This is a genomic window from uncultured Maribacter sp., assembly GCF_963975365.1.
Taxonomy (GTDB): domain Bacteria; phylum Bacteroidota; class Bacteroidia; order Flavobacteriales; family Flavobacteriaceae; genus Maribacter.
Genome location: NZ_CAXBGF010000001.1, coordinates 548463 through 564531, shown reverse-complemented (window position 1 = coordinate 564531; position 16069 = coordinate 548463). Strand labels below are relative to the sequence as shown.

The 16069-nt window shown below is 35.2% G+C and carries 20 protein-coding genes; 11 read left to right on the top strand and 9 right to left on the bottom strand.

Translation table 11 applies throughout. The annotated features are described in order from the left end of the window. The first annotated feature begins 34 nt into the window (after window positions 1-34). The 5 genes from AACZ49_RS02550 to qatD all read left to right on the top strand — a co-directional run bounded on the left by AACZ49_RS02550 (window position 35) and on the right by qatD (window position 5091). On the top strand, window positions 35-268 hold the full coding sequence (locus AACZ49_RS02550; protein ID WP_339651256.1) for a winged helix-turn-helix transcriptional regulator: 234 nt from the start codon (window positions 35-37) through the stop codon (window positions 266-268). Window positions 269-388: 120 nt separating this feature from the next. Then, complete coding sequence (locus AACZ49_RS02545) at window positions 389-2254, top strand: P-loop NTPase fold protein (RefSeq protein ID WP_339651253.1); 1866 nt, start codon at window positions 389-391, stop codon at window positions 2252-2254. A gap of 2 nt (window positions 2255-2256) precedes the next feature. Then, window positions 2257-3003, top strand: coding sequence for a hypothetical protein (locus tag AACZ49_RS02540; RefSeq protein WP_339651250.1), 747 nt, complete (start codon window positions 2257-2259; stop codon window positions 3001-3003). Continuing rightward, entirely contained in the window at window positions 2993-4366 is a 1374-nt protein-coding gene (qatC, locus tag AACZ49_RS02535) for a Qat anti-phage system QueC-like protein QatC (RefSeq protein WP_339651249.1), read from the top strand. The genes AACZ49_RS02540 and qatC overlap by 11 nt, the downstream gene beginning before the upstream one ends. Next, window positions 4363-5091: a Qat anti-phage system TatD family nuclease QatD gene (gene qatD, locus AACZ49_RS02530; protein ID WP_121666339.1), complete on the top strand. Its 729-nt coding sequence runs from the start codon at window positions 4363-4365 to the stop codon at window positions 5089-5091. Before qatC ends, qatD begins: the two co-directional genes overlap by 4 nt. Window positions 5092-5098: 7 nt before the next feature. Here qatD and AACZ49_RS02525 read toward each other — a convergent pair whose 3' ends face one another. Genes AACZ49_RS02525 through AACZ49_RS02485 form a run of 9 tightly spaced genes read right to left on the bottom strand, consistent with a single transcriptional unit; the run spans window position 5099 to window position 12251 of the window. Next, window positions 5099-5470: a hypothetical protein gene (locus AACZ49_RS02525; RefSeq protein WP_034260987.1), complete on the bottom strand. Its 372-nt coding sequence runs from the start codon at window positions 5468-5470 to the stop codon at window positions 5099-5101. 7 nt (window positions 5471-5477) lie between these two features. Beyond that, window positions 5478-6308 carry a DUF4138 domain-containing protein gene (locus AACZ49_RS02520; RefSeq protein WP_339651242.1) on the bottom strand — a complete coding sequence of 277 codons (831 nt, stop codon included), beginning with the start codon at window positions 6306-6308 and terminating at the stop codon, window positions 5478-5480. After that, the gene (gene traM, locus AACZ49_RS02515) at window positions 6305-7234 is read right to left on the bottom strand and encodes a conjugative transposon protein TraM (RefSeq protein WP_339651452.1); all 930 of its coding nucleotides are present in this window, start codon (window positions 7232-7234) and stop codon (window positions 6305-6307) included. The genes AACZ49_RS02520 and traM overlap by 4 nt, the downstream gene beginning before the upstream one ends. Beyond that, entirely contained in the window at window positions 7224-7838 is a 615-nt protein-coding gene (locus AACZ49_RS02510; RefSeq protein ID WP_339651239.1) for a conjugal transfer protein TraK, read from the bottom strand. Before AACZ49_RS02510 ends, traM begins: the two co-directional genes overlap by 11 nt. Before the next feature lie 20 nt (window positions 7839-7858). Continuing rightward, a complete protein-coding gene (locus tag AACZ49_RS02505) occupies window positions 7859-8701 on the bottom strand; it encodes a hypothetical protein (protein WP_339651237.1) in 843 nt (280 codons plus the stop codon). A 2-nt stretch (window positions 8702-8703) separates the two neighbouring features. Beyond that, window positions 8704-9258, bottom strand: a complete 555-nt coding sequence (locus AACZ49_RS02500; RefSeq protein WP_339651234.1) for a conjugal transfer protein — start codon at window positions 9256-9258, stop codon at window positions 8704-8706. A 31-nt stretch (window positions 9259-9289) separates the two neighbouring features. After that, entirely contained in the window at window positions 9290-11692 is a 2403-nt protein-coding gene (locus AACZ49_RS02495; protein ID WP_339651231.1) for a TraG family conjugative transposon ATPase, read from the bottom strand. After that, a complete protein-coding gene (locus tag AACZ49_RS02490) occupies window positions 11679-11963 on the bottom strand; it encodes a hypothetical protein (protein WP_339651228.1) in 285 nt (94 codons plus the stop codon). Before AACZ49_RS02490 ends, AACZ49_RS02495 begins: the two co-directional genes overlap by 14 nt. Then, window positions 11964-12251, bottom strand: a complete 288-nt coding sequence (locus AACZ49_RS02485; RefSeq protein ID WP_008610937.1) for a hypothetical protein — start codon at window positions 12249-12251, stop codon at window positions 11964-11966. A 189-nt stretch (window positions 12252-12440) separates the two neighbouring features. On the opposite strand from AACZ49_RS02485, the gene AACZ49_RS02480 reads away from it, so the two are divergent. From AACZ49_RS02480 to AACZ49_RS02455, 6 genes are all read left to right on the top strand, one after another. Next, a complete protein-coding gene (locus tag AACZ49_RS02480; RefSeq protein WP_339651450.1) occupies window positions 12441-13070 on the top strand; it encodes an N-acetylmuramoyl-L-alanine amidase in 630 nt (209 codons plus the stop codon). Between the two features lie 237 nt (window positions 13071-13307). Further along, window positions 13308-13679, top strand: a complete 372-nt coding sequence (locus AACZ49_RS02475) for a metalloregulator ArsR/SmtB family transcription factor (protein WP_047418859.1) — start codon at window positions 13308-13310, stop codon at window positions 13677-13679. 11 nt (window positions 13680-13690) lie between these two features. After that, on the top strand, window positions 13691-14287 hold the full coding sequence (gene merTP, locus AACZ49_RS02470; RefSeq protein WP_339651223.1) for a mercuric transport protein MerTP: 597 nt from the start codon (window positions 13691-13693) through the stop codon (window positions 14285-14287). Between the two features lie 11 nt (window positions 14288-14298). Then, window positions 14299-15276 (top strand): YncE family protein, encoded by a 978-nt coding sequence (locus AACZ49_RS02465; protein WP_339651220.1) that lies wholly within the window; start codon window positions 14299-14301, stop codon window positions 15274-15276. 17 nt (window positions 15277-15293) lie between these two features. Next, on the top strand, window positions 15294-15635 hold the full coding sequence (locus tag AACZ49_RS02460; protein ID WP_339651217.1) for a heavy-metal-associated domain-containing protein: 342 nt from the start codon (window positions 15294-15296) through the stop codon (window positions 15633-15635). 54 nt (window positions 15636-15689) lie between these two features. Then, complete coding sequence (locus tag AACZ49_RS02455) at window positions 15690-16064, top strand: YHS domain-containing protein (RefSeq protein ID WP_339651215.1); 375 nt, start codon at window positions 15690-15692, stop codon at window positions 16062-16064. Window positions 16065-16069 lie beyond the last annotated feature (5 nt).

The window sequence follows — 16069 nt, the reverse complement described above, 5'->3', positions numbered from 1 at the left end:
AGGTGGTCGAGTAGATGGTCAAAAAGGTGGTGCAATGGGTGGTGTAACAGGTGGTGCAATAGATGCTATAGATGCACTTACTAAAAGACAAAAAGCAGTACTTAAACTCATTGCAACCAATACTACTATTACTTATACTGAAATAGCTGAAGCTTTAGGCATCAATGAATCCCCTATGGGCAAACATATAAATGCGCTCAAAACCAAAGGGTTTTTAAAACGCCACGGTGGCACACAGGGTTATTGGGAGGTAAAGTCTAATAATTAACCTTACGAATTGTTTTCTTCAGAAATTCAGATATATTGAACCCTAAAACAATAAATTGATTTTTTGTTAAAAACTTTAACATTCTTACTATATTGTCGTTTGAATAAATAATGACAATATATGTGGTCTGATAATGAAACAACTGAAGACCTTTTAGGGTTTAAGGTACACGCGGATTTGATTGCCGAGGTAATAAATGATTCTGACTTATTGCCTATAACAATGGGTGTTTTCGGCGATTGGGGTAGCGGTAAATCCAGTATACTAAAAATCTTAAGCGAACAATTAAAAGAAGAGGAGGATGGGACATTTGTACTCTACTTTAATGGTTGGCTTTTTGAAGGTTATGATGATGCTAAAGCCGCACTCTTAGAATCTATTATTAAAGAGTTCGAAGAAAACAAAAGATTTGCCCCTGAAGTAAAACAAAAGGCCAAGAAGCTAATTAAGTCAGTTAATTGGATGCGTATTTTAGGTTTGGGTTTTAAGAATATTGCATTACCAGTTGCAAGTGCCTATTTAACTGGAGGAGTATCAATATTGCCTTTTTTAGCGGGAAAGCTTTCCAAAATTGATAGTTCTGATATAATCGATAAACTTAAAGGAGACGAAGCGGAAGGATTTTTGAAATCTTTGGTAAAAGATTTGCCAGAGGAAGACCCGTCTATGTTAGTTCGAGAATTTAGAGAAAACTTTAAGGAATTAATAAAGGAATCTAAAATAAGTAAGCTTGTCATAATCATAGATGACTTAGACCGATGCCAACCAGATAGGATTATTGAAAATCTTGAAGCAATTAAGCTTTTTCTCAATGTGGAGAATACTGCTTTCATAATAGGTGCAGACCCAAGAATAGTAAGAGATGCAATTTCCCATAGATTTAAAGTTAGGGATGTTGAGCCAGGGACAGGAAATAGAATTGTTAGTGATTATTTAGAAAAGCTAATTCAAGTACCTTATAATTTACCCAAGTTATCAGACTCTGAGGTAGAAACTTATATTTCTTTACTTATTTGCAAACGAGAACTAACTGCCGAAACATTTCATACCGTACTGGAAACATTCTACGCTTATCGAGAAAATGATAGATATAGTGTTTTTGGACTAGCAAATATTAAGGGCGTAATCGGGACAGATGAATTTGAAAAACTATCGAAGAGTCTGGGCTCACTTCCCGCCCTATCATCAATCATAACACAAAGTTTATATGGCAATCCAAGGCAAATTAAGAGATTTTTAAACACTTTTATTTTAAGGAATAGACTGGCCAAAGTCGCAAACATATCTGGATTTGATGAATCTATTTTGGCGAAATTAATGATTCTTGAATATACGGAACTTGCTTTGTTCGTCAAGTTATATGAATGGCAATCTACCAAAGACGGTAGACCGAATCAAATTTTAGAGTTGGAAACCGAGTGTTCCAAATCGTCTGAAGCGGATTTCAAAGAGTATTTGGGCAAAAGTGATTATAGCAATTGGAATAAAGATAAAGTAGTTAAATGGTTAAAAGTAGAACCTGCTTTATCAGAAATAGACTTACGTGATTATTTTTGGATTTCCAGAGATAATATCTCGTCTACTATTGCTGGCGCAAGCCTAATTCCGCCAATTATCAAATCCACATATAATAAGCTGAATCAAGAAGGGCTACCAGTTAAAGCAACAAAGGCAATAATCAAGAAAGATGTTATGTTGCTAAACGAATCGGAATTAAATCAGTTCCTTGAGTTCTCTGTAGCAATGGCGCAAAGAAATCAAGAAAGTCCCCTTTCGTATAAGCTTTTTCAATTTATGATAGAAGAAGGTGTTAGCGGTTCTGATGAGTCATATAAATATTTACTTAACCTAGTAGATTTAGCAAAAATACCACCTGCCATTGGCGTTGATTTGAGAAGTTTTAAAGATAATCCAGTTTTGGGAGACTTTCTTTCAGAATTATTATCAACATCTAAATCTAAGGTAGCAAAGGCATTTAATAAATAAGTATGGGTACATCCAAATCATATTCAGCTTCGGTCAAAGGTCAACCCCAATGGGGCGAACTTAGTAGTGAGGTTACACGAAATTGCACAACAGCGAAGATACCAACGGACAACCTTAGAAATATAACAGGGAAATTTGTCCGAGTGGTTGGCGGTTCAAAACGAGCAGGAAGAGGTAATTCTCGAATTGCAGGTCGAAGCGGTATTAGAAATGCCAAAAATATCGGAAGATTTTTAGGTAGTTTTTCATCTAATGGTGGTAATCTTTCAGAAGCCCTAAAAGCGATTGGTCTTACGGATTTAAAAAGTAAGTCAGCTGAAGATATTATTAACCATCTCATAGAATACTGTAGTGGTCCCGCATCTACTATTGACGATAGTGCTGCCAAAGAAGCCACGCGAAGATTATTGGAAGAATTAAGCGCAGGGACTGAAACCGCAGAGGATTTAGAAACATCGTTAAAATCTACCCTTGATAGTGAGTCTCTGGAAGAAGTAATAATTAAATATTTTAGCTATTATGTTTTAGAACATCTGTCAATAATGTTTTATGAAAAGCTTGTAGAAAGTAAAGGTAAAACAGAATGTTCAAGTCTTTTTAAGCAGATTAAAGACTTTATAAATTCTAGCTTAGCTGAAATGAATAAAACGAATTCCTTAGACAAAATAGATTGGGGTGGCGATGATGGAGATAGGGTAATAAAAAACATACAAGAGGATGTTTTAAAAGTATTTGAAGATGAGAATTAAAATAGAAGTAAATCCCGCAAAAGATGGGCAATTTTCGGAGACATTCTTATGCCAGGAAATAGACGGGGTGCAGAAAAAAGTACAATTGAATATTGCTCATTTTCATAATTTGTATGATTTTACAAAGGAGACATCATCCGTAGGATTTGATTTTTTCCTTATCGCTGCAATCGTATATGGCACGGACGATTTACTTGCAAGAAAACTTTACTCGTATAATGGTTGGACTAGAGAAATTGAAATTGAATTTCCGGTAAAGAATATAGATTATTGGAGACTTGCCGTAACTGAACTCGAAGAAACACTCGGCTTTTTAACAGGAGATGTATGGTCCATTAAATTCAGACAATTGGAGGTAGAAGTACTTTATTTACCGAGAAAGAACCGTCGGAAGAGTATAATTCCAAAATATAATTATCCCAATATCGAGTTCGTCAGCCTATTTTCTGGCGGTCTCGACTCATTGATAGGGGTTATCAATAAATTGAATAGTCTAGATAATGGTAAAATAGGATTGTTGGTATCTCATTTTGACCCTGCGTATAATGGTCCTAAAAATGACCAAAATCTCATACTGGATGAATTTCATAAAAGTTTTGTTAACAGATACAAGCATATAAGAGCTACTGTTGGTCTTTCCCAAAGATATACTGATGGCGATGATATTACAAGAGATACTAATCAGAGGAGTAGGTCAATTCTATTCATTGGAATAGCGGCTTATCTTTTGAACAAAGTACCATCCTCAAATACAATTTTAATTCCAGAGAATGGTACTATTTCTTTGAATCATCCTTTGACTAAATCAAGGACAAGTTCATTGAGCACAAGAACGACGCACCCATATTTTTTTAGAAAATTACAAGAATCATTAGCAATTGCAAATTTAAATATTTCTTTAATTAACCCCTTCAAATTGGACACTAAAGGGAAGATGGTTGTTGATTGTGATAATACAACTATACTTCAGAAAACATATCCACTATCAGTTTCTTGCGGTAAAAGAGGGCACAAAGTCCATTGGGAAAATCGTAATGCCAAACAATGTGGAATTTGTATGCCTTGTATTTATAGAAGGGCAGCATTACACAAAAACAATTGGGATACGGACACTTACGGAAATGACCTATTAACGTTAACAGATATGAACAAGGCTAAGCCTGATGTAAAAGCTTTATTTGATTACCTTGGAACATCTATCAGTCTAAAAGAAATTAAACGGAATCTGCTTGTAAATGGTAGCATTGAGATTTCGAATCTGGATGCATATGCAAATTTAGTACATAATTCAAGGGTCGAAATTTTAAATTGGATTCGTGATAAAGGTAATGACCAATTGAAAAAAATACTTAAAATCCAATGATTGATGCTCATTGTCATATTGATTTATACCCAAATCCTGAAAAACTTCTCAGAGAACTGGATAAACAGGGAATTACCGTAATCTCAGTAACTAATCTTCCAAGTCATTTCGAGATGGGATTACCACATTTCAAATCTTTAAAGAAGATAAGGTTGGCATTAGGAATGCATCCACTATATGCAGAAAACCATTCCGAAGAATTTTCTGCATTTTTAAGATTGATTGATGTAACAAGTTACATTGGCGAAGTTGGTTTGGACTTTTCCAAAGAAGGGCTTTCGACTAAAGATATTCAGGTTATCAGTTTTCGCAGAATTTTAAAAGCGCTTCAAGGCAAGAAGAAAATACTTAGTATTCATTCAAGAAAGGCTGAACGAGAAGTACTTAATTGTTTAATTGATTTTCACGCAAAAGGAGCAATATTCCACTGGTATTCAGGTCCAATTAAACTTATAGTAGAAATCGCCAATGCTGGTTTTTTCTTCTCTATAAATAATGCAATGATTAAAAGTAAAGCTGGTCAAGCTAGAATTTCTAAAATTCCTCAAAATAAAATTTTGACCGAGACTGATGGGCCTTTTATAGAAATCAAAGGCAAGCCTGTTAAATCTAGTGATGTCAAGGAAATAATTATTTACCTATCTCAAATCTGGAATTGTTCCTATTCCAAAACAGATGAAATCATAAATAATAATTTTAACGTTTTACTATCTAGTATAAGATAGTTATAAGCTAAAAAGGCGATTTATCCTTTGAGCCTCTCGCATCCGCCAACCATTTGCCATTTTGCTTAACCAGTTTAAAAAGGCCCGGTGTCTTATCATAGGCTGTAGTATATTTTACCCAAGCCACGTCACCCATAATCGTATCCTGCAAAACTGTAAAGTTTGAATCATCCTTTACCGTCGCATTGAACATATTTATAGTATTCATATAATTAGAATATGCCTGTGGTGTTGAGTTGGCTTTTAAAGCTTCCTCATCTTTTTCATAAAAGCTTTCGATGACGATTTGGGCTGTGGCACTTGGTCCCGAAATTTTAGTATCAGAATCGGCACAAGAAAGGAACAGCAGTACGAGCGAGAAAACGACAATTTTTTTCATAATATTCTTAATTTGGGTTATTGATATATCTATGTGATATTTTCAGTTCAATGTTTCGTTCGCCATCCTTTTCATTCAATTCTAAAATCGCCCTACGGTCATTAGATAATGAAAATTTGGGCAATACATAAACGAAGCGAACAGTTTCACTTTCTGCAATTTTTGAAGGCAGATTGTGTTTGTAAGTTGGTTCTTGATACAGGCGTTGCAACGATTTTCTTTTCCCTTTTTGTCTTGTTTCAATCGAAAGGTTTAAGAAATTCAAATCGTAATCCAAAGTAGAATTATTCTCAATCTGGATAACGAAGTAGAGTTCTTCCTTATCAAAAACAATATTCTCAACACTCAAAACGATACCTTCATTTCGCTTTTTAATTCGACCTATACGCTGGTTTCTGTTAAGAAGATACGAGCAGAATTTTTGATAGTAATACGTTCTATTATCTACACGTTCTTCAGAAGATTCAGCAAGAATCGAATCGACCTTAATTGGTTTCTCATTTCCGATACTATTGGATAGCGGAATGAAATAATTGAGCTTAGATAGCTGTTTTTTATATCTTACAATATACGAAAAAATTGAACCATTTCTATTGACTACCAGTAGATTACTTTCTTTGCCAGGCTTTGCTTGAAGAAGTCCAAAATACTGTTCTTTTTCACGGTTGTAGGTAAAAACAAAATTATCTGAACCAGTTATACCTTGTCGAATAGGTTCAGGGAAGAATAATGCAACGTTTTTGGTGTCGTTGGCATATATGGTATCGAGAACTGTAGTTGTTTGCGCTTTCGCGAAAGCGGAAATCAGTATCGCAAATATTAAAATTGTTGCTCTCATAATTTAGGTTTTAGAATTAATTTATAATTATTCAATACCGTAACTTTTACGTTTCGGTTGTTACGTCTGAGTACTTTGGATATACCACCAACTTGTGGTACGGTAGGAATGTTGATATCGCCAATAATATCGTCCAAGACTTCGGTGGTGGCTTCTGCCCGAAAATTGTTCTCGACATAAATGCCCTCACTACCATCTGACAAATCAAAAGCTTTGAGTTTTGTAGGATGATGCTTTATGTTTTCAATTTCAATGAGCGCACGATTAGGTTGAAAGCTTATAAAACCGAAAATAGGGGTGTTCTTTGGCATCAGCTTACCATTAATGGTAGCTGTTTTGGTAAGGCGCATTCGTAATCTGGTATTCGCTTTGACTATTTGGTCGCCATCTACTACTACGTAAATTGTTTCATCAGTATTACCAATGATTGAAAACTCGTTGGGTTTTGGAGATGCGGCAAAAAACAATTGATGTTCTAAGCCTAATTCTTTGGCTTCAATTTTTTGTTCTCTTTTTACTTCAGTAGAATCAATTTTTGATACCGCTTTGCGAACAGTTCTTTTCTGTCCTAAGTTTTGGTATCGTTTCGATGAATATTGAATTTTGCCAGCTTCATAGATGCTATCTACAATGCGTTCTTTTTCACGTTCGGGCAAATCTGGATCGTAGAATCCCAAGGAATCAATGAGTTTTTCATCATAAATGCTGGGTGCGTTATTTTCACGAACTTTCTTTAAGTCATTTATAGCATCCAGTTTAGAGTCGTATTCTTTTTGGTTTTCCTCTAAATCAGGCACTAAGGTCTGTTTTAGGTTTTCAGTATCATCATCATCATCGCCCAATACCATTACAGAATAGGAAATCAGGAATATGAAAATCACAGCCAATACGGCAGCGAATACTATTTTATTCTTTTCAACTTTCATCATTTAGTTTTTTTAAAGTGTTCTCGAAGTAATTTGTAATTAGAAGTCCGTGCGGATTGTTGGGAAAGTTTCGGTCAACCATAATCAGGTTTCCTGTTGAAACCAATTCGTAGGTGTCAATTATTGAACCTCTGTTAATTTCAAAAATGGTGGTGGTTGTAAAACTATATGAGCCATTATTTTCGTTTATCCTTGAGTCAATACTCAATACTTTTTGAATCAATGAATACTGAAGCAATCGGTTATAAACGCCATCAGCTTTCTTCTGACGGTAAAGATTGTCCACTGAACTATTGCCTAACCAAAGTGCTCTTTCCAAATTCCTTTCATAGTTACTGGCATCGATGTTATAGAAGTAGTTGTGGAACAGATCCAAATGTGCCAGAGCTTCGACTCTAAAATTCTCTTTTTGAGTTACGAGCTTCAAGGGAATTATACTGCCATCTGTATTGATTGCAAAAGCACTATTGAGCGCTTTTTGATTTGTATTGAATACCATCCAAACTGAAAAGGTACTGGACATTAAGGCACAGACAACAACTGCCAAAACGATAAACCGATTCAATTTTAGGACGTTATAAATACTCTTGTATGGTGTTTTCATATTCTTATTTTTAATCTGCCTTAGGCAGTAAACAATCTGAGCGTAAAGGACGTTGCTCGTTTGTACAATTTGAATTTCAGGAAAACAATAAATGCAACAGAACCTAATTGAACAACAGGCGCAAAAAAGCCTTGACCTGTATCAGTTCCAAATAAATTGACCCAAAAATTGGTGTTGATTTCCGTATAAATAGCGTTAACAAATACATTGACTAAAAAGAATGCCGGCACTAACATATATACAGCAGCATACAACTTGAAGAATGTATAAGCAAGTGAACGGAATTTTTCAAATACTGCAAGGCTAATGACCAAAGGGAAGAACGCTTGCATTATCCCCAAAAGGAAAAAACGCTCTGCCAAAAACAACGGATAAATGAATAGGTCAAGAATCCAAAGTATAGTGCTTAGAATAAATGCCAATATCTTAAACCCATACAATGGTGTTACTAAAGCTTCGTATAAAAGGGTCATTGCTGAGCTCGCAGCATCAAAAAGACTTACGTCTTCCTCTAACGGAATATCCTGCATCTGTAATGGCAATAATGCAGGTGCAGTCCCTCGATATTGACTTTCGATGGCCACTAAAATTCCATCGAAAAACCCTAATACCTGCGTTGAGAATATGACCAGAATAACAATAGCAAAATTCTTTGCCAGTTCACCAGGACTCAATCCCCAAGTGTACCCGTCTTTGTCCGCAACACCTTCATTGTACTTTTTCAGGATGTTAACCAGAAAAAATAGGACAGCGAGCGTTTTCATTCCGGCAATAGTGTATTGCGAGAAGTTGCTGTTCTGTATGGTCTGGAACACCGTATCGATGTATTCCAATCCAATCCCTAAAAGTATGGTTGCGGTCATTTTTAATATCCTGTTTCGCGGTTATTTACCTTATCCTGCATTTTTCTGAAAGAAATGATATCACGATAGCGTTTCGTTTTCGTAGTGATGGTAGAAACCATTTGCTTGGATTCCAGTTCTTTTTCTTTCAAAATTGCGGCACGCTCTGCATCACTCATTTTTAGGTAGTCGCTTGACAGAACTTCATCAATAAAATCTACCGTGTCCAATGAGTTTTGGACTATTGCATCGAATGATTCCATAACTCTTGAAACTTCATCGGGTTTGATGTAGGGCGAGTTTAAAATGTCCTGTAAATCATTTTGCATTACATTGATAAGACGCTGATTATTGTCTGCAATTTCTTGGACAGCGTTGAGTTGTTGAACTACGCTTGATACTTGCTCGATGGCTTCTTTAGCATCTTTCAGAAATTTTACAGACTTTATCATTTGAGCGGTCTGTTTCCCAGATTCCAAAAGCTGTTTTACCAAACTGATAAAATTGGTGTTATCATAAGTTGGCATTCCCTGGGCGGTAGCATTACCTGACATAAACAAGGTCAGGGCTACGGTCATTACTAAAATTTTGATTTTTGTCTTCATAATATTATGTTTTAGATGTGAATTGAATTATTGCTTTTTCCATATCGTTATGCTCGTTGTAGAGCTTCATTATTTCTTCGTTTTCCTGACCATCGGTTAAGTAAGCTGCATAGACTTCCTTCGGAACTTCAAGACGGAATATGTTACTTTCCCTACCGATTTTAATAAACATTTCGGTGTACTTCCGTGGTCCGGAAAGGTTGTTTTTGATGGACTTTAATTGGTTTAAATCGTGACTGGATAGGTTGAGCCTTTTGACCAGTTCATCATAGCCTTTTTCATTGTTCAGACTATATATGACTTGCGTGTTTTCAAGTATGCTTGCGGAAGTAGAATTGTCCGGAAGCTGATTAATAGATTGTAGAATAATACCAATTGCACCATTTTGTTTACGAATTGCTTGGTAGTAGAATTCCACACTTTCCAGTACGTTTTCAAACTTCAGTTGCTTGGCAAACTCGTCGAAAAGGATGATACCTTTTTCAGCACGGTTTTTCCAAATAGTTCTTTGAATTGCTGATTTTATCAGCTTCAACATTACGGACAGGATTTCCTTATTGTCCTTCACTTCATCCAGTTCAAAAACAATCAGGCGTTTATCTTCGATTTTATAGGTCTGGTCTTCGCTCACTTCAAATAGGAAACTATATAGACCATCGCCGACGTATTCGGACATTACGTGCAAAAAGCTGGTAACGTTGAAGTAGTCGGGATGGATTTTTAGGGTGTCAAGAAGATCCTCTTGATTCCTTTCTATAAAATTGTAAAATCCTTCGAGCGAATGATTTTCTGAAATGCTATTGTAATAATGACGCAATATTTTTTTGACTGAAACCGACTGTGCTTTAGTAACCTTTAAATCTGAAGCGAACAGCTCAAAAAGGAAAACAGACAAATCTTCCAATCGTTCAGGTGTCAGATCATTTGTATCACTTATATAAAAAGGATTGATGCCAAGATTTTTTCCACTTTCGTACCGAAGTACCGTATATTTTTCAGGATATAGTTTGGCAAATTTAGTGTACGAGCCACCCAAGTCGATAATGACCAGACGAACACCACTTTCAAAGTATTGGCGTAAAATATTATTGGCTAAAAAGGATTTTCCCTCGCCCGTTGGTGCGAAAATGGCAAAATTCCGAGCCTTGATACGTTTTTTTTGCTCGTCCCAAACATCTTTTAGAACAGGAATATTATGCTCTCTATCATTGAAGATGATTCCGGTAGTATCAGATTTGTAATTGGTATTATTGATGAATAGGCATAATGCGTGTTTTAAATCGGTAACATATAAATCGTTGTTCGAGAAATTGGACGAAAAACAGCAGTAACTGTTTAATATATAATTCTTGCGCTCTTCGCCTCTCGGATAGTATGGAATAATATCCAGTTCCTTAAATTCAGTTTTAATTTTTGAAGTTATTTTGTCTAGGTCTTTGGCTTCTTTAGACCAATACACAATATTGAGATGACCACGAATAATCCGTGCATTGTCATCGGCATTGATTTGGTCAAGAATATGTTGGATTTTCCCCAAAACCACGTTGTTCTGTGAACCGAAATTGGAACTCTTGTTAAGTTCCTCGACTTTCTTGTCGAGCAGCTTGCGCCACTTCTGTTTGTCGTCGAGATATAAAATCTGATTGACAATGTGGTTTTCGTTAAGCGTAAGCCCTAAGCCATCAATAAACCCTTGATGAAACACAAAATCGTCAGAAGTGAATTTCTCATTGGTTTTGCTACTCTGTACACTTTCGCCAAAGCACAGTTCGCTATTGATGGCAAGGGCATCAAAATGGTTTTCGCCAATATTGACGCTTTTCTTATCTAATAGAATGTCGGTATCGAAGCCTTCATTAAAGCCGTTGAAATAAGCGTTAGTTAGTTGCTGAATTTCTTCCGCTTTAAGCGAAATAAAATCCATTTTTCGGCTATTGTTTATAAAGGAAACCGAATCGCTAACCGAGTTTACAAAGCTTTTAATATTGTCATCCAGTTCCTGTACAATTCCTTTTGAAACTTTTCGGAACGGGTTGACGTATTTAGGATTATTGAGGGCCTTATTCTTGGTCAAGATGAAGAACAAATAGCAGCTGTGTTCAATATGAGCACGACCTTTAAAAAGCTCGTGCGTAGCCTTTTCCAGAAAGGTTGTATTCGGAAGCTTTTCTGAAGTATATGATTTCTTGAGATAGACATCCTGTTTATGAACCACAGTACCAACTGGCAATGACTTTAATGCCTGAAACCAAGCACCGTGCATATCCTCAAAATCCTTTTCCGATAAGGAATAGATTTCTGGTAGATTACCTTTATAGCACAGGACCACATTGCCATTATTGGCAAACACAATATTGTCCTGAATATCTACAATAGGTTGATATCCCGAAAGATTAATTTTGTTCATAATCGAAGCCAGAGTTTCTTTTGTTACTAATGATTTGCGGAAATGCCTTTGCCATTTGGAAAAGCTGTGGATTGTGGGCTATCCGTGTCAGCGCCACATAAAGGGAAGCATTGAACACCAACACACCTATTATTATCCCAAAGCTGAAAGAGAAAATGATGATAAGCAAAGAGGCCAAAACGGAAACCATCATTAAGGCAAACAGGGAAATGGGCAGCCCAAAAATGACTGCCCTTTTCCGAATGTTTTTATAGACCTCGAAGCGTTTCATTTATACTACGATTCCTATTAAGTATGTGAAGATGCCGACAACTGCGCCAGCAATCAATACAAATACTAAAACTCGGGTAATCCCCTTTTTTAAATCTGCATTTTCCCCAAAAAAATGTCCTGCGTTGAACAGGAAACCTACAAGGAAGATTACACCGAGTAGTATTGGAAAAATAGTTCGGATAGTGTCGCCAACATCATTAACTGAATCTTCAATGCCACCAATTTGAGCAAAAAGCGAAGTGGATAAGAGCGAAAGAATGGATGCTAAATAGTGTGATTTTTTCATAACGGAAAAGTTTAAATTTTTAGTTCATTTTCGTTATTGGAAATTTACATATATTTGAACATAAATACCTGAAAATCAAATATTTGTGAATAAAATATTATTTGATGTTGATTGAATTCCATTGTTATTATTTGGCATCAAATTCTATGGAATTTTGAAGTGAAGTTGTTGATAACCCGAAAATTAAAAGTGAAAAAAGTGCTCAAAAACGTCAGTTTTGTGATTTTACTTCTAAAAATGTGCTTCATTTTTGGACAAGAATCGGGTACTCAAAAACGAATCGTGATTGACGTTGGACACGGTGGAAAAGATGCTGGTGCTATTGGCATAAATGGTATCCAAGAAAAGGATGTAGTGATGAGTATTGCAAATGAGATTTTAAGGTTAAATAACGACTTGGAAAAACCACTCGATATTTATTTAACCAGGTATAGTGATACGCTCATTTCGCTATCGGATAGAACCAAGCTGTCCAAAGTTCTAAAAGCTGATTTGTTTGTGTCCTTACATTGTAACCATTCTGATAATCCAGATGCAAGAGGAATTGAAGTTTATGCTTCAAAAAAGCAAGCGGAATATTCTATTGAATCTGTTTTTGTCGGCTATCAAATTGAAAAGACGCTTTGCAAAGAGATAGGATATGAGAGTAGAGGTGTGAAGTTTGCAAATTTTCAGGTGCTTCGAGAAACGGTTGATGTTTGCACTTCTGTGCTTATAGAATTAGGTTTTTTGAGTAATAAAGATGAAGGCAAGTATATTTCAAATTCTAACAATATCCAATTGATTGCCACAGCCATTTTGTTATCTATACAAAACTAATACTATTATGAAAGACCTATTTTTAGAATTAACAAAGAGTTTAAAAGCGATTGTAATCCAATTTATTTCTGAAGTGATTTTCTTATATAAGTCTTTCAAAAAATAGATTATTTCCGCATAACACCCGCTAACTTATTTAAGACAACCAACTAAAAAGTTAGAGTAGAATAGAATTTATATTTAAGTATTTGCTTAAATAAGTAATTAACTGTACCTTTGCTCGTCTAAAGCATTAATATGAAACTAGAAATATCCTGTACAAGAGCTGAGGCTGACCATAAGCAGTTACTAAACTGTAGAACTACCATTGACGGTATGGCTAATGGTTTCGATAAAATATCGAAACTACTATCCATTTCAGGTAATGAGGTGCGCTTAAAAATCCTATTCTTATTAAATATGGAAAATGAACTATGTCCTTGCGATTTATCTGATATTTTAGGTATGAGCGTGCCAGCAGTTTCACAGCATATACGAAAAATGAAAGATGCAGGTATTATAAGCTCAAGGAGAGAAGGCCAAACATTATATTATTCATTGAATAAGGATGAGACGGATATTCTGAATAGTATTTTTAAGTCAATCAAATTAGAAAGAAAAATAGCATAAATTTTATTACAATGAACACAGAAAAAACCTCAAAAAATGTAGCCTATACAGGTTTGTTTGCAGCTGTAGCAGCATCATCCTGTTGTATTCCACCAGTTATTGCACTAATCGCTGGCGTAGGCGGTGGCGCTTCCACTTTATCTTGGATGGAACCCTTTAGACCTTATCTTATAGGATTGGCAGTGTTGGCCATCGGTTATGCTTGGTACAGTTATTTAAAGACCAAAAAAGCTGATGATTGTTGCGAAGTAGATGCAAAACCAAAGTGGTTTCAAACTAAAGGATTTTTAATAGGAATTACACTATTTGCGGCTATCTCAATGAGCTTTCCATATTACTCTCACATTTTTTATCCTGATAATAAGAAAGAAGTTGTTATCGTGAATCAATCTAACATTCAAACTGTGAATTTTGAGGTTGAAGGTATGACTTGTGCTTCTTGTGAACAACACGTTACGCACGCAGTTAATGAATTAGAAGGCATTGTTAATGTAGCGGCATCTTTTGAAAAAGCTAACGCCAAAGTAGAATTTGATAATTCGAAAACTACTATAGAGGATATAGAGAAAGCAATAAACTCAACGGGATATAAAGTAATAAACAAATAAATGTTTGATTGATGAGAAAGTTTTTCTACATACTTATAGTGACCGCATTACTGGCTTCTTGTAAGGAAAAGCAAAAGGAAAATGTTACGACCATTATTGAAAGTAATACTCTTAAGAATAATACCAATTCTTCGGTTGTATCTGTTGGCAAAGGTCCTGATGCGCTATTTTTAGCACCCGACAAGTCCTTTTTATATGTTGCAAATGTGGAGGACACATTAATTTCAGTTATTGATACCCAGACAGATAAAGTATTAAGAAACATAGAAGGCATAAGGTATCCGTGGGGTTTTGTTCAGTTAGCAGAGAGTAATTTGGTTGCGGTTAGTGGTTACGATAAGCAAGTAGTTATCATTGATTTTGACAATCATACCATTCTAAAAGAGAAACTATTTGAAACTCATTTAGGTGGAATTACTGCAAATAAAAAAGGAGATTTAATCTATGTAATAGCAATAGATGACAATAAAGTGTTGCAATTGGACGCTACTACTCTCAATATATTAAAAACATTCCCTACAGGAAAAGGACCGGATGGAATAGGCATCTCGGGGAACGATTCAAAGCTGTTTGTTACCAATACAGAAGATGGAAGCATTTCTGTGATTGATATAGAAACAGGAAAACAATCCATCCTTAAAACAGGAGGAAAACCAGAACTCATACACAGCAACAAAGACCATTCACTATTATATATAAGTAATTTCTTTGGAAACAAAATTCATATTATAGATACCGAAAACGGAGAAATTGTAAAGGAAATAGAAAACATAAAAACCCCCGAAGAAGCAATCTTATCCGAAGATGAAAATATATTATACGTTGTAAGTTTTGATTTGTCAGAAGTTTACGTGTATGATGCGGTTACACTCGAAAAGAAATCAATTTCTTATGAAACAGGTAATAAGCCCATTGGTGTAATGCCTGTTGGAAACAAATTATATGTTTCTAATTATGGAGATAATTCAATATCAATAATCAATAAATAATCTTAAAATATTTAGTTATGAAAAATATTATTTTAATTCCCGTTCTAGCTTTAGTTCTGTTTTCTGTTGAAGCCACCGCACAAAACAAAAACTTGGAAGCACAAAAAGTCGAAACGTCTGTTGACGAACAAAATTTGACAACTGTTCACTTCAAAATAACTGGAATAACCTGTGCCGGTTGTTCTAACGGTATTTATAAAGCAGTTAAAGCAGTTGATGGTGTTACGGAGCATTCTGTTGAATACCCAGGCGACATTGCGGTTATACAATTCGATAAAACAAAGACGAGTATGGAAGCCTTAAAAGCTGTTATAGAGAAGAAAGGGTATAAAGTAGAATTACTAAAAGATAAAGTATAGATAGAGGCTTTCAATATGTCTTATAAATTTTTAATTAAGTAACCCTTTATAGAAATGAAAAAAATTAAATCAAAGGTTTGCCCTACTTGTGGATGTTCGTTAGTAAGGTTAGGTATAAAAGAGAAATCCGCAACAAAATCAACATATAAAGATGAATCTTATTCTTTTTGCTGTTCAGGATGCGCAGAAATTTTTAATAAAAATCCCAGTAAGTATATAGAGGAAATCAAAAATGTAACTGTTTGCCCAGTATGTCTTGCTGAAAAAAACATAGCTCATACTACAGGAGTGAAGTACAAAAATACTGTAATACCTTTTTGCAGATGCCCACATTGTATTTCCACCTTTGAGGAAAAGCCTGAATACTATTTGGATAGGTTGATGGGTAAAATTGAATATGAGGGACTATTCAATAATTTGTGTTGCTAATAAAA